General features: G+C 58.8%; 18 protein-coding genes and 1 tRNA gene. 11 read left to right on the forward strand and 8 right to left on the reverse strand.

The window, feature by feature from the left end:
* Positions 1–142 precede the first annotated feature (142 nt).
* From ACR0KL_RS13845 to ACR0KL_RS13855, 3 genes are read right to left on the reverse strand one after another with little or no spacing between them, the layout of a single operon-like run.
* Positions 143–1756, reverse strand: a complete 1614-nt coding sequence (locus tag ACR0KL_RS13845) for an AMP-binding protein (protein WP_170679307.1) — start codon at positions 1754–1756, stop codon at positions 143–145.
* Between the two features lie 16 nt (positions 1757–1772).
* Positions 1773–2582: a methylthioacryloyl-CoA hydratase gene (gene dmdD, locus ACR0KL_RS13850; RefSeq protein ID WP_480777164.1), complete on the reverse strand. Its 810-nt coding sequence runs from the start codon at positions 2580–2582 to the stop codon at positions 1773–1775.
* Positions 2583–2604: 22 nt separating this feature from the next.
* Positions 2605–4368 carry an acyl-CoA dehydrogenase family protein gene (locus tag ACR0KL_RS13855; protein WP_170679304.1) on the reverse strand — a complete coding sequence of 588 codons (1764 nt, stop codon included), beginning with the start codon at positions 4366–4368 and terminating at the stop codon, positions 2605–2607.
* A gap of 114 nt (positions 4369–4482) precedes the next feature.
* On the opposite strand from ACR0KL_RS13855, the gene ACR0KL_RS13860 reads away from it, so the two are divergent.
* Together ACR0KL_RS13860 and ACR0KL_RS13865 are read left to right on the forward strand one after the other, a co-directional pair.
* Positions 4483–5511: an AraC family transcriptional regulator gene (locus ACR0KL_RS13860; RefSeq protein ID WP_480777165.1), complete on the forward strand. Its 1029-nt coding sequence runs from the start codon at positions 4483–4485 to the stop codon at positions 5509–5511.
* Positions 5512–5621: 110 nt separating this feature from the next.
* Entirely contained in the window at positions 5622–7028 is a 1407-nt protein-coding gene (locus tag ACR0KL_RS13865; RefSeq protein WP_170679336.1) for a bifunctional enoyl-CoA hydratase/phosphate acetyltransferase, read from the forward strand.
* A 5-nt stretch (positions 7029–7033) separates the two neighbouring features.
* On the opposite strand, the gene arsB is transcribed toward ACR0KL_RS13865, so the two are convergent.
* The 4 genes from arsB to ACR0KL_RS13885 are packed head-to-tail and all read right to left on the reverse strand — an operon-like array spanning position 7034 to position 11142.
* Positions 7034–8056: an ACR3 family arsenite efflux transporter gene (gene arsB, locus ACR0KL_RS13870; RefSeq protein WP_170679300.1), complete on the reverse strand. Its 1023-nt coding sequence runs from the start codon at positions 8054–8056 to the stop codon at positions 7034–7036.
* The gene (gene arsJ, locus ACR0KL_RS13875; protein WP_170679298.1) at positions 8053–9318 is read right to left on the reverse strand and encodes an organoarsenical effux MFS transporter ArsJ; all 1266 of its coding nucleotides are present in this window, start codon (positions 9316–9318) and stop codon (positions 8053–8055) included. Before arsJ ends, arsB begins: the two co-directional genes overlap by 4 nt.
* Positions 9315–10313 carry an ArsJ-associated glyceraldehyde-3-phosphate dehydrogenase gene (locus ACR0KL_RS13880; protein WP_170679296.1) on the reverse strand — a complete coding sequence of 333 codons (999 nt, stop codon included), beginning with the start codon at positions 10311–10313 and terminating at the stop codon, positions 9315–9317. Before ACR0KL_RS13880 ends, arsJ begins: the two co-directional genes overlap by 4 nt.
* 1 nt (position 10314) lies before the next feature.
* Entirely contained in the window at positions 10315–11142 is an 828-nt protein-coding gene (locus ACR0KL_RS13885) for an arsenate reductase/protein-tyrosine-phosphatase family protein (protein WP_170379903.1), read from the reverse strand.
* A 165-nt stretch (positions 11143–11307) separates the two neighbouring features.
* Here ACR0KL_RS13885 and ACR0KL_RS13890 point away from each other — a divergent pair.
* A tRNA-Thr gene (locus tag ACR0KL_RS13890) sits at positions 11308–11383 on the forward strand.
* A gap of 194 nt (positions 11384–11577) precedes the next feature.
* Here the strand turns inward: ACR0KL_RS13890 and ACR0KL_RS13895 are convergent.
* Positions 11578–13053: an NAD-dependent succinate-semialdehyde dehydrogenase gene (locus ACR0KL_RS13895; RefSeq protein WP_170679294.1), complete on the reverse strand. Its 1476-nt coding sequence runs from the start codon at positions 13051–13053 to the stop codon at positions 11578–11580.
* A 261-nt stretch (positions 13054–13314) separates the two neighbouring features.
* On the opposite strand from ACR0KL_RS13895, the gene ACR0KL_RS13900 reads away from it, so the two are divergent.
* From ACR0KL_RS13900 to ACR0KL_RS13935, 8 genes are all read left to right on the forward strand, one after another.
* Positions 13315–14394 carry a coiled-coil domain-containing protein gene (locus ACR0KL_RS13900; protein WP_170470903.1) on the forward strand — a complete coding sequence of 360 codons (1080 nt, stop codon included), beginning with the start codon at positions 13315–13317 and terminating at the stop codon, positions 14392–14394.
* 251 nt (positions 14395–14645) lie between these two features.
* A complete protein-coding gene (locus tag ACR0KL_RS13905; protein ID WP_170679292.1) occupies positions 14646–15764 on the forward strand; it encodes a hypothetical protein in 1119 nt (372 codons plus the stop codon).
* A gap of 57 nt (positions 15765–15821) precedes the next feature.
* Positions 15822–17753: an ATP-binding protein gene (locus ACR0KL_RS13910; RefSeq protein ID WP_170679289.1), complete on the forward strand. Its 1932-nt coding sequence runs from the start codon at positions 15822–15824 to the stop codon at positions 17751–17753.
* Positions 17753–18046 carry a hypothetical protein gene (locus ACR0KL_RS13915; protein ID WP_170679287.1) on the forward strand — a complete coding sequence of 98 codons (294 nt, stop codon included), beginning with the start codon at positions 17753–17755 and terminating at the stop codon, positions 18044–18046. The genes ACR0KL_RS13910 and ACR0KL_RS13915 overlap by 1 nt, the downstream gene beginning before the upstream one ends.
* 39 nt (positions 18047–18085) lie before the next feature.
* On the forward strand, positions 18086–18421 hold the full coding sequence (locus ACR0KL_RS13920; protein ID WP_170679285.1) for a hypothetical protein: 336 nt from the start codon (positions 18086–18088) through the stop codon (positions 18419–18421).
* The gene (locus ACR0KL_RS13925) at positions 18418–19755 is read left to right on the forward strand and encodes a DUF6638 family protein (protein ID WP_170679284.1); all 1338 of its coding nucleotides are present in this window, start codon (positions 18418–18420) and stop codon (positions 19753–19755) included. The genes ACR0KL_RS13920 and ACR0KL_RS13925 overlap by 4 nt, the downstream gene beginning before the upstream one ends.
* A 1-nt stretch (position 19756) precedes the next feature.
* Positions 19757–20023, forward strand: a complete 267-nt coding sequence (locus ACR0KL_RS13930; protein WP_170379920.1) for a hypothetical protein — start codon at positions 19757–19759, stop codon at positions 20021–20023.
* 10 nt (positions 20024–20033) lie between these two features.
* Positions 20034–20678 (forward strand): DUF1523 family protein, encoded by a 645-nt coding sequence (locus ACR0KL_RS13935; protein ID WP_170679282.1) that lies wholly within the window; start codon positions 20034–20036, stop codon positions 20676–20678.
* Positions 20679–20688 lie beyond the last annotated feature (10 nt).

Genomic DNA, 20688 nt, shown 5'->3' on the forward strand with positions numbered 1-20688 from the left:
TGGCAACCCGCTACGACAGGTGCCCAAAGGTCTTCCTGTCAGCAATCGCCCTCGCAGCACTCGTTATCTATTGGCTATGAGGCCTGAACCTAGGTTTGAGGCTTTGCCCGAGTTTCGTTGGAGAAACCCGGGCAGAGCTATGTCAAAGCGACAGTGTTTTGACGCGGTCGCGTAGTTGGAATTTCTGGATCTTGCCGGTTGAGGTCTTGGGAAGCGTCTCAAAAACAACCGCTTTTGGGGCCTTGAACCCGGCCAAGTTATCGCGGCAAAAAGCGATGATGTCCTCAGCGGTTGCCTCGGCCCCGTCGCGTAATTCGATAAAGGCGCATGGGACTTCGCCCCATTTTTCATGCGGCATTGCGACCACGGCGGCGGCCTGAACCGCGTCATGGCGATACAACACCGCTTCGACCTCGACGGATGAGATGTTTTCGCCACCCGAGATGATCACGTCCTTCAGGCGGTCGCGGATCTGGATATATCCGTTTTCATGTATGACAGCTCCGTCGCCGGACCAGAACCAGCCATCCTCGAAGGCGTTCGAGGTTGCCTCGACGTCTTTGTAGTACCCGGCCATGACCGTGTTGCCCCGGATGGCGATCTCACCTTGTGTGGCACCATCGCGCTGCACCGGCGCGCCGCTGTCGCGGTCGACTACGGTGACTTCTTCGACCATCGGGAAGGCAACGCCCTGTTGCGCCTGCAATTCAGCCTGTTCCGCTGGGCTGAGATCGTTCCACTCCTCCTGCCAGAGGCATTGCGAGATGTGGCCGTAAGTCTCGGTCAGGCCATAGACTTGCATGACGTCAAACCCCATCGCGCGGGTCTTCTCCAAGACCGAAGGGGGCGGAGGCGCACCGGCGGTCAGCACCCGGATTGCGGGATCAAAGGGGGCGGCGTCGCTTTCGGCCTCGGCCAGCATTTGCAGCACGATGGGGGCCGCACCGAAATGGGTCACGCCATGGGTGCGGATTGCGTCTAGAATACGGTCTGCGGCGGGGACGCGTGTAAATACAACCTTCCCTCCAAGCATCGCCATCAACCAGGGATGGCCCCAGCCGTTGCAGTGGAACATCGGTACGACGGACAGATAGACCGGATAGGGGGGCATCTGCCATGCGGTGCCCGTACCCAACGCCATCAGGTAGGCGCCACGGTGGTGATAGACGACGCCCTTGGGGCGGCCCGAGGTGCCCGAGGTGTAGTTCAGCGCAATCGCGTCCCACTCATCATCGGGCAGATCGATAGGCAGGGGCGGGGCCGTGGTCAGCGCCTCATAGGTTTGGCCGCCGAGGCTTTCACCAGTGGCCGCAGGATCGGCGATTTCGACCACAGGTATTGTGCGACCCAGCAGATCAAAAGCTTTGGACAGAAGCGGCACCAGTTCCCGGTCCACAATCACCAGTTTGGTGTCCGCATGGTCCAGAATATACGCGATGGTTTCGGGCTCGAGCCGGGTGTTGAGCGTATTCAGCACCCCTCCGGTCAGGGGCAGGGCAAAATGCAGCTCAAACAGTTCCGGGATGTTCGGGCTGAGGACCGAGACCGTATCACCCTTCTGCACGCCAAGTGCTGCCAACCCACTGGCCACCGCGCGAATGCGGGCGGCAGTTTCCGCCCAGCTTCGTCGGATGTCACCATAGATAACAGCTGTGCGCGCGCCGTGCAGGGTTTCGGCGCGGCGCAGGAAGGACAAAGGTGACAACGGCACATGGTTGGCCTGTGTCTTCTGAAGAGCTTCGAAATGGTGACGCATCCGGATCCCGCCTGTCTTAGCTGTTGGGCCGCACGCGGGCGGCGGTCTTGTTGGCAAAGGCTTCCAGCCGTTCGCGGGCGGCTGGCTGGGTGTTGACCACACCGCCGACTACGGCTTCGGCATAAGCTGCATCCATGCCGGACATATTGTTCAAATGGCTGATCGCCGAACAGATTGCAAAATTGGTCAAAGGCAGGTTCTGCGCGATTTGGTCTGCCAGTTCCATTGCCTTGGCCATGCTGCCACCGTCTTCGGTGATGTACTGCGCCAGTCCAAGATCGACAGCCTCTTGCCCCTGGTAGACGCGACCGGTCAGGATCATGTCGATCATGCGATATTTGCCGATCATGTCCGAGACGCGGATGGTTGCGCCTCCACCCGTGAAAATCCCGCGCTGCCCCTCGGGCAAAGCGAAATAGGTGCCGGGGTCGATGACGCGGATATGGGCAGCACTGGCAAGCTCCAGCCCTCCGCCAACCACCGCGCCTTTCAGGGCGGCGATGATCGGCACGCCACCATATTCCATCTTGTTGAATGCCTCATGCCAGCGCAGGCAGACATGCATGAAGTCATCGGGGCTGCGGTCGGCCTTCCAGTGTTCAACCAGATCAAGACCTGCGCAGAAGTGGTCGCCCTCGCCGGTCAGCGCAACAGCCCTAACGCCGGCCATACGCGCGCCGCTGAAAAAGCGGATCAGTTCCTCAATCGTCGCTACATCCAATGCATTGCGCTTGGTCGGGCGGTTCAGGGTCACGACATAGAGGCCGTTGTCACGCTCGGAAATCGCGAGGTTTTCATAGGTGGCGGGGTTCACGACGTCATTCATAGGTCAGGTCCTTTGGCAGGCATTATTCGGGGAAGGCCGCGTCAAGCAGGCTGCGCGCACCGTATAAGATGCGGGCGTGTTCGGCACTGCATTCCGGCAGGATATGCTGGGCAAAGAACAGCGCGGTGGCGATCTTTTCGGTCATGAACTGAGTGTTCTGCCCATCGTTCAAAGCCGCCTGCGCCGGGGTGACACCTTTTGCCAGTTTCCAACCCGCCGCAAGCGTACCGGCCAGCATCAAAAACGGGACCGAGCCCGCAAAAGCGGCGTCGATATCTTTGCTGCTGTGTTCCAATAGCCATTCCAACGCGGCCTCAAACGCGCCGCGTGCCTGCGCAAGGCTTGCGCCGATGCTTTGCGCGGTGGCATCGCCTTCTGCCAACTCGGCCTCGGTTGCCGCAATGCGGGCGGCGAACCGGCGGGCGGTCTCGCCTCCGTCGCGCATGATTTTGCGGCCCAGAAGGTCGTTGGCCTGAATGGCGGTGGTGCCCTCGTAAATCGGCAGAATGCGAGCGTCGCGAAAGTGCTGAGCGGCTCCGGTTTCTTCGATGAAGCCCATGCCGCCGTGGATTTGAACGCCCAGAGAGGCGACCTCGACCGCGCGTTCCGAGCAGAAGCCCTTGACCAGCGGAACCATGAACTCGGCCAGAGCGGCCATGTCCGGATCATCCTGATGATGTGCAATGTCCAGCAGCCCGGCTGTGGCCGCCGCCATGGCGCGCCCGCCTTCGGTGAGGCTGCGCATCCGCATCAACATGCGGCGCACGTCGGGGTGTTCGATGATCGCCACGGCGTCCTTGACATGACCATTCACCGGGCGGCTCTGGACCCGGTCCCGCGCATAAGCCAGGGCGCGCTGATAGGCACGCTCTGAGGTCGCGATGCCCTGAACACCAACCGAAAAGCGCGCGGCGTTCATCATGATGAACATGTATTCCAGCCCGCGGTTTTCCTCACCGATCAGGAAGCCCGTGGCGTCTTTGTATTCCAGCACCGCCGTCGGGCTGGCGCGCACGCCCAGCTTGTGTTCGATGCTGACACAGTTGACTGAATTCTCGGCGCCGACCGAGCCATCCTCTGCCACCATCTTCTGCGGGACGATGAACAGGCTCAGACCCTTAGGTCCGGCGGGCGCGTCAGGGGTGCGGGCCAGAACCAGATGGATGATGTTCTCAGTCAGGTCATGCGCGCCATATGTGATGAAAATCTTGGTGCCGGACACGCCATAGCTGCCATCTTCGCGCTGCACCGCCTTGGTCGAGACACGACCCAGATCGCTGCCCGCCTGCGGTTCGGTCAGGTTCATCGTCCCCGACCAGCGCCCAGCGATCAAAGGCTCTAAGTAGGTGGCTTTCTGCACGTCCGAGCCTGTCAGCAGCAGCGCCTCGATCGCACCATCGGTCAGCAAGGGACACAGGCCAAAGCTCATATCGGCGGCGTTCAGCATCTCGACTGCCGCCGCGCCAACCGTACGCGGCAGTCCCATGCCGCCAAACTCTGGCGGGTGCGTGAGGGCCTGCCAGCCCATTTCAACAAACTGTGCATAGGCCTGCGCGTCCCCTTCGGGCATCGTCACGCGGCCATTGTCAAACTGTGCGCCCAACGTGTCGCCGATATGGGATAGGGGCGCAATCTGTTCGCTGCAGAACCGGGCATATCCCTTTAGCGCAGCGCCGATATCGGTCAGGTCGAAACCCGAGTATGCGTCCAGAGTGGACACTGTTTCCCAATGGGACAGGTGTTCGATACAGAACATCAGATCCTGTACGGGTGGCTGATAGGACATGCCAGATTCCCCCAATGGTAATTGTGGTTTCACGTCATTTATCTGCCGTGCAGCTTGCCGAAAAGCTCATATATTGCCAAGATACTATCCGATATTGCCAAACTGGGGGCGATCATGGTCAGCAATGACCCCATCTCACTTACAACTGTTTCTGCCGGTTTCATCCAGGATTGGCTTGAGGCGCTGAGGGTGTGTTGCAGCGCAGATCAGATGCAATTCCTGCTGAGCCGTTCGGGCCTGCACGTCACTGCGTCAGAGCCTGCACAGCGTGTGACGCTTCAGGAAATCGCCCGCCTGTACCAGTTGGCCGCACCTGAGACCGGGGACGAGATGATGGGCCTCTGGAGCCGTCCCATTCGGCCACGCGCCCTGCAGCACCTTGTGACCGTTTTGCGCGAAGCAAGCAGCCTGACCTCGGCGCTGTATCGTTTCTCGACATTCTGGAACTTGTTGCTGGATGATTTCCATCTGGAACTGCGCACCGGACCGGACGAGGCTGAACTTTCGCTGGTACCGTATCGGCAAGACACAGCGCCCCAACGCTTCGGCCATATGCTGATCCTGAAACTTGCGCATGGGCTGCTGTCATGGCTGGGCGGATCGGAAACGCCGGTAAAGGCCGTTCGCTTTGCCTTTGCGCGGCCAAGTTTTGCGGCGGACTATGCGGTTGTCTTCCCCTGCGCGGTCACATTCGATGCTCCGCAGACCAGCATTCTGTTCGATCCGCGCCGCTTTGATCCCCCGATCACGCGCAGTCCGGCTGAGGCGTCTCTATTTCTGGAACGCGCACCGATCGACTGGATTTTCACCAACTCACGCGCCCATACAAACAGCCTGCAGGTCCGGGCGTTCCTGTATCGGACGTCCTGGAAAAGCAGCCAGCTTCCCGATGCGGCCCTGGCTCTGAAGATGACGCCCCGGACCCTGAACCGGCGTCTCAAGGACGAGGGCACCTCGTTTCAGGACATCAAGGACGCCCTGCGCCGCGATATTGCGATCCGCGCCCTGCAGCAAAGCGGCGACAGTATCGAGCAGATTGCGTTCGATACGGGGTTCTCGGCCCCGGCGAATTTTCACCGCGCATTCCGGAAATGGACCAACCGCAGCCCGGGTTCGTATCGCGCACAGGATCGCGCGGTCTGACCGTCGCGGCGCTTGCATGTCTCTGTCATATTGAGCCTTTATGGGTCGTTGAACAGCAACTGTTCGGGTTGTCTGCCCAAGGTTTGGCTTTTGTATTGAAAGGGGAATGGATGTCATCGGATGAGGATACCGGTATCGGCTTCATCGAAAATCGGCCTTTTGATGAGATAAGTGTCGGAGATACCGCCGAGTTGTCCCGCACCCTGACCGCACAGGATATCGACGCCTTTGCAGCGGTCTCGGGCGATGTGAACCCGGCCCATGTGGATGAGGCCTTCGCGCAGGAGGATGTCTTTCACAGGGTGGTCGCGCATGGCATGTGGGGCGGTGCGCTGATATCCAATGTTTTGGGCACGCAATTGCCGGGGCCGGGGACGATTTATCTGGATCAGACCCTAAAATTCCTCAAACCCGTTGGTATCGGCGATACGGTCACTGTGCGCGTCACCGTGACCGAAAAGCAGCCCGAGAAGAAGCACGTCACTCTGGATTGCCTCTGTACGACTGGCGATGGCAAGCCTGTCATCACCGGACAGGCCGTTGTGATCGCGCCAGACAAAAAGGTCAAAAGACCCCGAATGGCGATGCCGGATTTGGTTTTGCATCACCGGGGCGCCTCCTATGACCGATTGCTGAGCGCGGCTCAGAAAATGGACCCATTGCCCACAGCCGTGGTCCATCCCTGTGATGAAAGCGCGTTGGAGGGGGCGCTCTCGGCCCGCGATTTGGGTTTGTTAGAGCCTGTTTTGGTCGGTCCGCGCAGCCGGATACTACATGCGGCGGATGCGGCTGGGTTGGATATCGGCGGGCTCGAGATCATTGATACGCCGCACAGCCATGCCTCGGCCGAACGAGCGGTGCATCTGGCGCGGGATGGTCGTGTGAAGGCCCTGATGAAGGGCGCTTTGCACACGGATGAGGTCATGTCCGCCGTTGTCTCTAAGGCCAATGGTTTGCGCAGCGAACGCCGGATGAGCCATGTCTATGTCATGGATGTGCCGACCTACTCCAAACCGCTTCTGATCACCGATGCGGCCATCAACATAGCGCCCGATCTGCAGACCAAGGCGGACATGGTTCAGAATGCCATTGACCTGGCGCGCGCCATCGGGATCGAAACGCCAAAAGTAGCGATCCTGTCAGCGGTAGAGACCATTACACCCCGGCTGCAATCCACGGTCGAGGCTGGTGCCCTGTGCAAAATGGCGGATCGCGGGCAGATCACGGGCGGTATGCTCGATGGCCCTCTGGCTTTTGACAACGCCGTGTCGATGCGTGCTGTCACGACCAAGGGCATCAAATCCGACGTGGCGGGGCAGGCCGATATACTGGTCGCGCCGGACCTTGAGGCCGGCAACATGATCGCCAAGCAGCTCATGTATCTGGCCGGAGCTGAGGCCGCAGGGATTGTTTTGGGCGCGCAGGTTCCGATCATGCTGACCAGCCGCGCCGATGATCGCCGCACTCGCATCGCCTCCGCGGCGATTGCGGTGCTGTATGATCATTCGGTGCGCTGAATGGTCTACTGCGTCGCGGGTTCGGGAAACCGGACCCGCGTGCGGTTGGCGAAGGCAACCAGTGACAACATAACCGGTACCTCGACCAGCACACCCACCACCGTCGCAAGCGCCGCGCCCGAGTTCAGGCCGAACAGGCTGATAGCGACCGCTACGGCCAGCTCAAAAAAGTTTGAGGTTCCGATCATAGCGCAAGGGGCGGCGATGCGGTGGGGGACCTTCAAGGCATAGGCAGCTCCGTACGCCAGCGCGAAGATGCCATAGCTTTGGATCAGGATCGGCACGGCGATCAGGACGATGACCATCGGCTTGGCCAGGATCGTCTCTCCCTGAAGGCCGAAAAGGATCACCACCGTTGCGATCAGACCCATGATCGACCACGGTTTGACACGGGCGGAGAAGGCGTCGATGGCCTCCTCCGAGCCCAGCCGCTTGCGGGTGATCAAACCAGCAATCAGCGGCAAAACCACATAGAGGACAGTTGCCAGAACAAGCGTTTGCCATGGGACCGAGATATCGGTGACCCCCAGCAAGAAGGCCACAATGGGTGCAAAAGCCACCACCATGATCAGGTCATTTACTGAGACCTGCACCAAAGTATAGGTCGCGTCACCCTTGGTCAGTTGTGACCAGACAAACACCATCGCGGTGCAGGGTGCGGCCCCCAACAGGATCAGACCCGCGGTGTATTGCGCTGCGTCCTCTGGCTGAATCCACGGCGCGAAGACATAATCGAAGAACAACACCGCCAGCAGGGCCATGGTGAAGGGTTTGATCAACCAGTTGACCGCCAGCGTCACGATCAGGCCTTTGGGTTGCCGGGCCACGCCCGCGACCGCTTTGAAATCGACGCCGACCATCATCGGATAGACCATGGCCCAGATCAGCAGGGCTACGACCAGGTTGACACTGGCCACCTCGGCCCCGGCGATCAGGCCGACCAGACCGGGCGCGGCCAGTCCGATCAGTACACCACCGACCATGGCGAGGGCGACCCAGATGGTCAGATAGCGCTCGAAGATGCTCATGAATATGCCTCAGTTGTTTGGTCGGCCAGCTTGCCCGAAGTGAGCGCCGCAAGCGCCACCATGACAGCCGCTGTTCCCAGCACAAGGGGGAGGCCGCCGACCTGATAGGTAAAGCCGGACAGGACGGTGCCCAAAAGGCGGCCTGTCGCGTTGGCCATGTAGTAGAAGCCGACATCCATCGTGACCCGCTCGGACTTGGTGAAGGCGAGGATCAGATAGGAATGCAGGGATGAATTAACGGCGAAGATTGCCCCAAACACCAGAAGGCCCAAAACCAACGTGATTGTCAGCCATTTCTCCGGCCCTGAAGACAGCAAAACTGCCAATGTTAGAGCCGCAGGAACGCAAAACAGCATTGTGGCCCAGCTGCGCGCAGCGCGGATCAAATCCCCCTCGGACCGGTCTGAGGCCCGCAGGATTTTGGGCGCGTTGGCCTGAATGACGCCGTAGAGGATGATCCAGAATGCCATGAAGGTGCCGATCATGAAAAAGGCGGCGCGGTTGCCCTCTTCTGTGCCATCCGAGAGGACGGCATAGAAATAGATCGGGATGCCAACCACGAACCACACGTCGCGGGCACCGAACAGGAAAACCCGCGCGGCGGACAGCCAATTGACGTTGGCGGACTTTGAGAAGACCTCAGAGAACTTTGCGCCCTTGCGCCCTTTGGGCAGGCCGGGGGGCATGAAGCGGATGACGGCGAACAGGATCACCGCGAGAACAACTGCCATCACGATGATCGCCGCCTGAAAGCCCAGCGTTGCCAGCATGGCTGCACCGAGAAGGAAGCCCAGCCCTTTGACGGCGTTCTTTGATCCGGTCAGCACCGCAACCCAGCGAAACAGCCCGCCGCCCTCGGTTGGGGCCAGTAATTTCACTGCGGATTTCGAGGACATCTTGGCCAGATCCTTGGCCACTCCGCTTGCGCCTTGCACGATCATGACGAAGGCCACAGATGCGCCAATCGCCCAATTAGGGTCTAGTTGCGTCAACGCTAGCAGCGCCACCACCTGCAACCCAAGCCCGGCATAGAGCGTCGAGGTCAAGCCAAACCGCGCTGCGATCCAGCCCGCTGCAAGGTTCGTCACCATCCCAGCGATTTCATAGAGGACAAACAGATAGGCCAGTTGCACCGGCGAGAAGCCAAGCGTGTGAAAGTGCAACAGCACTAGCATCCGCAAGGCTCCGTCGGTCAGCATAAAGGCCCAATAGGCCGCCGTGACCGCGATATAGGCCGACAGCCCCTCGGGCCGATCGGTCACAGCGAGGCCCCAATCATCAGCGCAACATCGACCAGACGGTGGGCATAGCCCATCTCGTTGTCATACCAGGCATAGATTTTCACCTGTGTCCCGTTCACAACCATAGTCGACGGCGCATCGACGATCGAAGAGCGTTCGTCATTGGTGTAGTCGGTCGAGACCAGCGGGCGGGTCTCATAGCCCAGAATGCCGTTCAACTCACCTTCGGCGGCTGCTTTGAAGAAGGCATTGACCTCTTCGACAGTGGTTTCACGCTCCACCTCGAACACGCAGTCTGTCAGTGAGGCGTTCAACAGCGGCACCCGCACCGCATGGCCGTTCAGACGCCCCTTGAGTTCAGGGTAGATCAGCGTGATCGCCGTGGCCGAGCCGGTTGTGGTCGGGATCAGTGAGTTCAGGGCCGAGCGCGCCCGGCGCAGATCCTTGGCGGGACGATCCACGATGGTCTGCGTGTTGGTCACGTCATGAATCGTGGTCATAGAGCCGTGGCGGATGCCCAGGTTCTCATGGATGACCTTCACCACCGGGGCCAGACAGTTCGTCGTGCAGGAGGCTGCGGTCACGATTTGATCGGTCGCCGGATCGTAGATGTCATCATTCACGCCCATCACGATATTGGCGGTCGGGCCGTCCTTGACCGGGGCCGAGACGACAACTTTTTTTACGCCCGCATCGAAATAGGGGGCCAGTTTTGCCTCGGTCTTGAAGACACCGGTGCAGTCAATCACCACATCGACGCCGTCCAGCGGCAGAGCGCTCAGATCCTTGGTGCCGATGAAGGGCAGGCGGGTGCCGTTAATGGTGACGCTTTCGTCATCATGCTCGAAAGTGGCGTCCCAACGGCCATGAACCGTATCGAACTCCAACAGATGCGCGTGCATCTCGGCATCTCCGACCGCGTCGTTGATCCAGGCGATCTTGGCGCCTTTCTCCAACAGCGGTTTCAGGGCCAGTTTTCCTATCCGGCCCAGGCCATTCACAGCATATGTGGTCATTTCAGTCTCCGACAGAGGTTCTGCCGATGTCATCGACAGCAGATTGTAGGGCGATCCGGTCAAGGCTTTCGACCGGCAAGGAGGTGAACGCCTCGATCCGGCGCTTCAGCGCGCCATAGGCGTTTTGAAAGGCGAGGCTTTTCTCGGCATCGGTTCCGGTAGCTTTCACCGGGTCTTCCATGCCCCAATGGCCGCTGATCGGTTGGCCTTCCCAGGCCGGGCAGTCTTCGTTCGCAGCTTGATTGCAAACGGTAAAAACAAAATCCATCTCCGGCGCACCGTCGGCCGCAAATTCCGACATATGCTTGGAGCGCAGGACCGAAGTATCGTGACCCTTGTCCTGCAACACCTGCACGGCAAAGGGATTCAACTCGGACGCGGGCTGCGTTCCGGCGGAATAGACGGTGAACCTGTCGCCACCCAATTGGCGCAGCAGTGTTTCGGCAAAGATCGAGCGGGCGGAATTGCCCACGCATAGAAACAGGACGTTGAACTTGCGGTCAGTCATGTCTTCATTTCCCTGTGTGAAAGGCATGCAGATATCGGGACGACCCCGGCAGCAATCGACGACCAGAAAATCCAGCATTCCCTGAACTTTAGCCATGTCGACGGAATAAAGCAGAGACGTGCCAGAGCGTTCCTGTGTCACCAGCCCGGACCTTTGCAGCGCATTCAGATAGTTCGACATGGTGCTGGGTTTGATATCCAGCTCCGAGGCCAGCTCACCCGCTGGCACGGTGTCAGGAAACCGTCGCATTAACATGCGAAAGACTGTGATGCGTTGCGGATGCCCCAGAATGGCCAGCTGATCGGTGATCTCTTCTATCATATTTCATGAATTATGGAAATATATATTGGTGGTCAACCGGGAACCCTATTGTGTCACAGAATTTTCATGAAGCCTCGGCGCGCTGATCCGGGCTTGCAGGCGCAGACCTGACGAATTAAAGAAGCCTTCGCATCCTTCCGAATTCAGCTTCGGAGGACCAACGGTGCCGCTGTAGCTCAGCTGGTAGAGCACGTCATTCGTAATGATGGGGTCGGGGGTTCGAGTCCCTTCAGCGGCACCACCTATGTCTCAACATTCATCCCTGCTACAAGGAATACCCGAGACGCGCGAAGTGTTGAGACGCGCGCATGCCTTACGATCCGCCCACCTACGCGCATCTTCGTTCTGTTTTGGGGAATGGTGAAATGTCAGATACGTCGTGCCCTATCGTATAAACTGCCCCCTCAACGCGATGAGAGGGGGCAGTCTTCCTGTTCAGACCGACAGGCAGACGTATTTCATTTCCATATAGTCTTCCATGCCGTGGTGGCTGCCTTCACGGCCTAGGCCGGATTGCTTGACGCCGCCGAATGGGCCCAACTCGGTCGAGATGATGCCGGTGTTCACGCCGACGATACCGTACTCTAGCGCCTCGGCCACTTTGTAGACGCGGCTCAGGTCCTTGGCATAGAAATACGAGGCCAGCCCGAAGATCGTATCATTGGCCATGGCGATGACGTCATCTTCGTCCTCGAACTTGAACAGGGGAGCCAATGGGCCAAAGGTCTCGTCCTGCGCGACCATCATGTCCTGAGTCACGCCGGTCACGATCGTGGGTTGGAAGAAAGTGCCACCCAGATCATGAGGCAGACCGCCGGTCAAAACCGCGCCGCCTTTGTCGGTGACATCCTTGATATGCTCTTCGACTTTGGCCACTGCGTCGTCGTTGATCAAGGGGCCGGTGGTTGTGCCAGCGCTCAGTCCGTCGCCGACTGTTAGCGCCTCAACCGCAGCTTTCAGCTTGGCGGCAAAGGCATCGTAGACGCCCGCCTGCACGTAAATGCGGTTGGCGCAGACACAGGTCTGGCCGTTGTTGCGGAACTTGCACAGCATCGCGCCTTCGACGGCTGCGTCCAGATCGGTGTCGTCAAACACGATGAAGGGCGCGTTGCCGCCCAGCTCCATCGAGCATTTCATGACCTGATCGGCCGCCTGGCGTAGCAGGATGCGGCCCACTTCGGTCGAGCCGGTAAAGGTCAGCTTGCGCACGCCTGGGTTCTCGCAGAACTCCTTGCCGGTCTCGCTGGCCTGAGTCGATGGCACGACGTTGAAGACACCCGCAGGCACGCCCGCCTGTTCTGCCAGCAGCGCCAGAACCAGAGCAGACAGAGGGGTCTCTGTGGCCGGGCGCGCAACAAAGGCGCAGCCGGCGGCCAGTGCCGGGCCCGCCTTGCGGGTGATCATCGCGTTGGGGAAGTTCCACGGCGTGATCGAAGCAGCAACGCCGATTGGCTGTTTCATCACCATGATCCGCTTGTCGCGCTGATGGCCGGGAATGGTCTCGCCATATACCCGCTTGGCCTCTTCCCCGAAAAACTCGATGAAGGAGGCGCCATAGCCGATTTCGCCAACAGCCTCGGCCAGGGGCTTGCCTTGCTCGGCGGTCAGGATCTTGCCCAGATCCTCGGCGTTTTCCATCATCAGGTCGAACCAGCGGCGCAGGATGGCGGCGCGTTCCTTACCGGTCAGCTTGGCCCATTCCTTCTGCGCAGCTTCGGCCTGCGCGATGGCGCCTGCGACTTGCGCGCGGCTGACATCGGCAACTTCGGCAATCACGTCTCCGCGTGCGGGGTTGGTCACTGCGAACGTGCCGTTGTCGCCATCTACCCATTGGCCACCGATATAGGCTTTGGTCACCAGAAGGTCGGGATTCTTGAGCAGGGATTTCAGATCGGTCGTCGCGTCCAGCATGGGTCAGCCTCCGGCAATATTTGCGTTGCGCGCACCCAAGCAGGTGTCATGCGCTTTGTCTATGTCCATTGTCGCGCGGCGATGAACCCAGTTGTGCCTCTTTTCCACCGCGCAAGGACTTTGGCTCCCAGTCGGTACCATATGGCTTTCATTTCTCTTGGGAGTTTGCGACAGTTTTCGAAATTTCCGAGCTATAGGGGATGTAAATGAGTGTTACATTGCCTATCTATAAAGAAATATAAAGAAAAAGGGATAGCATAGATGTCGAACCAGCAATTTGAGGCATTGATCAAAGAGACTCAGTCCAAAGTGCGTGAGTCGCAATCGCAGATCGAAGGCCTGACGTCACGGATCGAGGCCGCACGTGCCAAGATCGGTACGGCCGAGGCGGATATCGACATCGAAAATGCCACGCTTGAGGACGTGCATGCCCATACCGAAGTGATGAACGCCAACATCGCCGAGCTGATCATGGGGCTGGACGATGTCACCAGTGCGTTTTCCAAGGATTTCGATGAGATGCGCTCGAAAACCGGGTGGGAATCGTTTGTTGGCATTTTCTCGAAAGGTAAATCCGAGTCGATGCGGCAGGAGCGGATGCGCACGGCCAATATCGATGACAAACTGCAGGACCTGATCGCCAAATCCGACGTGATCGTGAAGCTGCTGGAGGGTCAACTGTCCGTGCTGGAAGAACAGCGCGTCAAGGTTGAGGACAACCTGACCGTCACGCTGGACGACCGTGAAGCGACCGTTGCGGAACTCGAGGCTTTGCGGGCCGAAATTCAGGGTATGGACCCGACGATCATCACCTTGGAAAACAAGATCAGCGTCGAACAGGATGCCGCTGCGCGTACCCAGCTGGAAACCGAGCTGGCCGAGCTGAACAAGCAATACAACGCCAAGGTTCAGGAAGAGCAGGTCAAGCTGGCCAAGTCACAGACGCTGGAGCGCTATATCGAAAAGGGCAAGACCTGGGTCGATTCACTGCAAAATCAGGCGGCGACGCAGATGGTGCTGATCAACAAGCTGCAGACAGACACGCAACAGCGCGTGGTGCTGTATGACGCCCTGACCAAATCGCTGAAAACCGCGCAACAGCAGGACGTGGCCCACCGCATCAACGAGATCGGCGTTCAGACCGACCAAGAGGCGCAGACGGCCATGGCCGCCATCGGCACCGCGACCAACCAGAAGATGGCCGACATGCTCGAGGCGCATGAGGACCACATGGTCTTTGCCCGCGACGTGCTGGAGAAAAAGGCCAAGGCGGATGAACGCTTTGCCCGCCGGTTCGCCTCGATTGTCGAGAAGCATGATAAGAATTTGTATGGGGGGTGAGGACGCGATCCGTTCGCCGCTAAAGATGCTAAGTTCAGCAGTGGGCGTTGCGCTCTTTGGGGCGATTCTCATCCTGTTCGGGTACATGACCCAATTGATTCCAGCATACCTTGGTCCCGATCTGAGATTGATGATGTTCTTCGTGCCATTGGTCTTCGCGCTCGGATCATTTGGAGTTTCAGCCGTGTTCGCAGTCTGGGGCGCACTTTGGTTGGCATTCGAGGTATTCCTTCTATTGGTCGATAAGCTAAATGAATAACCCGACCCAAGACCATGTCGGCCTGACCGACACCTTCGCCTCGCGCCGATATTTCCGCAAATTCGAGGTGATCACCGTCCACCTTCTGCGCGTAGCCGCGACGATGGAGGCGGAGGGCGCGATCAGCAAGCAAGAGGTGCGGATCGTGTCGCGCTACCTCTCGGGGTTGCTCTACACCTTCCGGGCGCTCAGCATGAAATACCTGCTGGTCGGGCGCGATACCGGGCGGTTCTTCGGCAGCCTCGCCATGGACAAGCGCGACAGCGGCTTTCCGGTGGCGGCCGAGTTGCTGACCATGGCCAATGACGCGCAGCAGGCTCAGGTGCATCTGGCGAATATGCCCTCGGAAGATGATCTGAAAACCGACATGGTGCGAACGATCATCGGCGACCAGGAAATCCCGACCAAGCTGCAATTCGCGCTGTCTCAAAGGCTCTATTACGAGGAATTGCTGAAAGGTCAGCTGTTCTGGGCGCGCAACGATCCCGAATGCCACTGGATCGGGAATGAGGGTGAACGGCGGAAGTTCATGATCCATTGGGCGGTCTATGACAGCCAGATCAATTTGCCGGTCATCTACCTGATGCAGTTGGAGGATAGCGGCAAGACGGCCCTGCCCAAGGATCAACGCCGCTGGCCCGAGGTGCAGGCACATCTGATGGCGCAATCCTTAGGCGGGTTGAAACTGGTGACGATTGCCAAGGGCTTCGATCAGGATTTCGACGACCTGCACCCCAAACACCTGCGCCGCATTCATGTGGGGCCGATGTATTCCTCGGCTTTCACGGAACAATCCGGGCCTTTGCGGCAGGTGCTGGAGGACGCGCAAGCTCCGCAAGGTCAGGACTGGGCGTTGGCCTGGACGACTGAGGAGTTGGAAAGCGAAGAGGTCATCGAAGAGCGCGCCGGGTGGTTCTCGACCGTCGAGCGTGAGGTGTTTGCGCTGGACCCGTTTGGCGGGCAAGGGGCCGAGACCGGAGCGACGCGGACGCAGCGCTCGATCATCCTGCCTCAGCGTCCGTTTCAGGTACTGGCCGAGCGCAACCCTCCGGGCTTTGCCGATGTGCGCAAGTTCGTGGTCAGCAAATCGGGGCAGGTGTTGCGCTATTAGATTTTTTGCCTCCGGCAGAGGTATTTTTGAACAGAAGAAGAATGGGCGGTTTTTGAGATGAGTTTGACGTCAGATCAGATGGAATTGCGGGAAGACGATATTCGCAAGCATTACCCGGCGGCGACGGCCTTGTTGAACGGGTTCGAACACGCGCCGCGGATTGCGAAACCGGTTGATGTGGCGGTCGAGCGGTCCTCGGGCGTCTCGACGGGGCGACGGTTTCGATCGACGACGCCCGGGCTTGTGACGCGGCGCACTGTGCGGGCGGATGGGGTGCATCTGGTCGAGCGGATCGAAGCCTCGGATGAGGGCGATACGCTGGTCTCGCCCCCTCAGGCCACGGCGCAGCAGGCCATTCGGCGGGCAATTGCTATTTCTCTCGCCGTGGCTGAGGCCTATACGGAGCAGACTCCGTTGTCCGATTTGAAGCGGGCCAATTTGGCGGGGGATCTACCTGTTGCGCGCAAGACCGAGTTTTCGGAATTGCTGACGGCTGAGGCACTGGTCACGTCTCATGTCCTAGGCAACGCGCTGGCTTATCTGATGTCGTCCCATCTGGGCGAAACCACCGTCGATATCGGCGAGATTGAAGAGATTCTGACCGACAACGGCCAGCTTGCCCTCCACGGTGCCTTGTGGGAGTTGGATCAGGTGCTGGCCAAACACGCCCCCGACGACGCCCACTTGATCGCCGCCACCAGTGCCTATTCCGAGCAATTGATGGAAAAGGCTGCCCTGCGTGCACAGTCCGCTGGCCATCTGGCCCCGTTCCAAAACGCGGCCTGGCATATCGAGGCGGATGATCTGACGATCCGGGGGTTTGAGCCAGCATCCAAGGCCAAGTCCACCAGCTTGACCATGACGTTCAAGAAACCGAACGAGGTCGTGGGCAACCATATCGCCAAGTATCAGGCGATGAAGCTGGCCAAGATGGTGATGGCCTATGATTTCGACCGCCGCCTGAACCCGTTCGCGGAACTCGGCGGGTTCATCTTCACCTTCATGGGCGACGGCAAGCCGGGTACGGGCAAGACCACTCTGATCCAGATGATGGCCGGGCTGATCAACGACTATTGCCAGAACGCAGGCTATCCGTTCCGCTATCAGAACCTGAGCACCGACAATATCGACAGCTATCAGGGCAAATCCGGCCAGAACGCCAAGGCGTTTATCAACACGATCATCGACCCCTCGGTCATCGGGTTTGGCACCATCGACGATATCGATCAGCTGGCAGGCAAGCGCGGCGACCGGCAGTCCAGCGCGGGCCAATTGGAAATCACCGCCGTGCTGATGGAGAGCTTTGCGGGTGCCAACACCGTCGTGCGCGGCAACTGCACCTTTGGCATGTTCTCCAACTACCCCGAGAATGTGGACGACGCACTGCGCCAGCGGGCGGGCGCGCGGTTCCTGGTGGACGGGCCGCAGACACGCGAGGATTACGTCGACATCCTGCACCTGCTGATGGGCCGCAACCATGACATCCCGCTGGGTGAACACGATGCCTATGCCGCGCAGGAGATCAAAAAGGCCGTTGCCGCCAGTTTCGAAAGCCACTCCCGCCCGCATGAGGACGCCTTGCTGCAGATCTATGACCGGGTCGCAGGCGAGATCGGCCAGATGGACACGATCGCCAAGCTGGGCACTTACCTAAAGGCGATCCAGCAGGCGGATGAGCGCTTTACCGGCCGCGCGATCAAGAACATCACCGACGCGGTCAAGGTCCGCGCGATGGATTTCGAACTGCCCGACGAATGGATGGAGAACCCCGACCTGTTCCTGTTCCGTGACTACGAAACCAAGAAGGCCATGATCGAAGACCTTCGCCAGCCGATCACGGTTGAGATGGTGATACAGGAAATCAACCGCTACGCCGACAGCGAGTTCCGCTATGCCGACAAGAGTGATGAGGTCGCCATCGAAAACGCGGTGCGTGAGATGGGCCGGATGGAAGAGGCCAAGCGGCGGTATCTGGAGGGTAAGGGATAATGCTCGTCTACGCGATTTCCGGTTTTGCGCTTGTATTGGGCCTGATCCTGCCGCTGCGTTGGGGCGTGATCGGATTTCTGGGCGCCGTGTTGGTGCTGTTTCTGACCCAGTTCGGTGTCAACGCGAGCAGCGGGTTTGAGGGCACCTCATGGGAAGAGTCCCTGATCCTGTTTGAGAGCAGTGTGTTGTCTTACCTCGGGTTCAACTTGCAGATCACTGGGCGAGCGTTTGCATTGCCGTTGTTGGTGTTGGCGGTTGTGGTAGTTGGGCGATTTAGCGGGAGAATAAACTGAGTGGATCACTATTTCCAACCGAAGAGAAGGGCCAACTGAGTGCTTGATATACCATTCCTTATAGCTTGCGCTCTATTGGCTTATGCGGGTACCAAATTTGTCCTTTGGGTGATCCGCCGCAGTTTACCTGTTCCCTTAGGCGGGTTCATGTGGCTGAGGTTCTTCTTTTGGTGGACCGCCAGTTTGTTTGCCGCTGTCATTGTTTTTGTTGGGTTCGATACCGCATCTGGTATTTTGGTTTTTGATGTCTGGGAGCTGGGTGAAAGGCTAGACCCTTCTATTGTGTTTATCGGAAGTCTTATCTTGTCTGCACCCTATTGGGTTGGTTTGATCAAAGGGATAAGCATACAAGTTACGCATAGGCTTTCGGAATGATCCGCCTCATCGAAAAAGGCCTGATGTTCGGCAACCTCGTTCACATCTCCAGCCCGGCTCTGGTCGAGCGGTATAACCGCGCGTTGCAGCATCTGGCCGGCAAGACCACGGCGCTGACGGATTTCCATGTCGATATCTCGGGCTATTCGCCAGAGGTGGGGATTGAGCTGGACGACCCGCTCTACCTCAACCCCAATGGCGTCAACCGACAGTTCATCCTGCTGACGACCGAGCAGAAACGCGCGCCTCTTCTGAACGTCAAATTCTCGACCTCGCGCGATATTCTGCGCGAGTTTATCGAGATGAACGAGGCGCAGTTGTTTGCCCTGACCGCCACCGATGCGGTGGCCGGAGAGTTGGTGAACTCGGTCTTCAAACTCACCACGCCCAATGATCTTCTAAACCTGCGCAAGATCGAGATTGAGGCCGATACAGCAGGCGGCACCCTGCGCAAAGCCGAGCAGCTGGCGGGCATGGTCGAAAAGTTCAAGACCGAAGAGGATGCGTGGTTCGATGATGTCCTGATCGCCCAGATGATCGAAACGGCGAAAGAAACCGGAGACGTCACCCGCAACCCGGTCCATCTGCGCCACACGGTATTTGAACAGCGCAACTTCTGGACGGCGCATTTCGGTGGGCTGTACCTGTTTCCCGACATGGATCACCCGGCGGCGATTTGCATGGGTGAAAAGCCCGACGATCTGAAAATCAAGTACACGTTTGACCCATCCCAGAGGAACCAGATTGCCAAATTCCTCGACTACAATGATCTGGTCGAACCCATCGTGAAGGCGCGCGGCGTGGATGCGGCAGCGATCCTTCAGCAAAAGATGGATTTCCTGACCGTTGCCGCCGCCGCAGATGCCGATGTTGATCTGATGGGGCTGGATCGCCGAGATATGAGGCGTTTGGCGCGAAACCACTCAGATCGCCTACCTGAGGCATATCAAGGCCTCGCCCAATTGTTGCGCTGGGCAACCGATGGCGGGCCTTGGCCGCGTATCACCTCGGACCATCCGGCGTATTTCTATACGTTGCGCGCCGCGGATACGCCGCAGCGTGATTTGGTGAATATGTTACTGTCCGAACTGGCCCCGCTGGATCCTCGCCAGATGTTCATCTGCCACAAAGAGCTGTTCTACAAAACCTACGCCACATGGCCCGAGGCCAAGAAGGCCTATGTTGCCGAGTTTCTGGCCCGCGAGTATCAAGTGGACAAATCCGGCGCCCGCGCGGCTCTGTTCGGTCACGAACCGGATATGAGCGGAGAAGATCGTGTCAGCGATACAATCATAGCGCGAGTCGGCCCCTGGGGCGCAGTCGGGAGGAGTTGAGATGTTCGGAGCGATGCGCCTGTTTCTGGTCCTGCTGGTTCTGCAGACAATTGCTTATTTCGCGCTGTCGCTCTATTCGCGCGGCGTCCGCCGTCGCAAGCTTGAGACGTGGTGGGACGAGAAGGGCAAACAGGGAAATAAAGAGGCCTTTGTGGAACGCGGGCTGCACGTCTATGACAATTCGTTCCGGCGCAAACTGATCCTGGCGGTGTATATTGTCCCTTGGGTGGCAATCGGCGCATTGATCTACATCGTGAATTATATGTGAGGGTTACGGCATGGCCTATGTGAAATGGGCGTTTATCATCATCTTCTGGGGCACTGTCGCTGTGATCCTGCAATATTCGCTGCCGCAGCATGATGTCGTGCGCATCGTCAACACCTATGAAGAGCGGCAAGACCTGAATGACTGGACACGTATTTTCTGGTCCGAGCCCGAAGACCAATCCACCAGCCTGTCGAACCGCGACGTGCAGTTTATCCAGGCCGTCCGTGCCAACGGGAAGCCCATCGTCTACCGGAACGAGGATACCGGCTGGGGCTGGCCGTTCTATTTCAAGTTCGACACCGCCAACCTGTACACCGAGGCCAATGACGCGATTTCGGACAAGAACAATCCCGACTGGGTTGTTGTAACCCACTATGGCTGGCGCAATGAGTTCATGTCGATCTTTCCCAACGCCGTCTTTATCAATCCGGTCGAAGGTCCAGACGCGCGGATCATCCCATGGTTCAACATTGCCTTCCTGACTGTCTTTGCTGCCATTGTCTGGGCGCTTTGGGTGCGCTGGCGCCGGTTCCGTCAGGCGCGGATCGACCCGATGCTCGAGTCGATGGAAGATGGGATCTATGCCGCAGGCGACGCCATAGATGAACGGCGCAGTCGGTTCCGCCGTTGGCTGGATAGTTGGAAATCAAAATAGAGGCCCGGCC

This window comes from Ruegeria sp. C8, assembly GCF_056537565.1.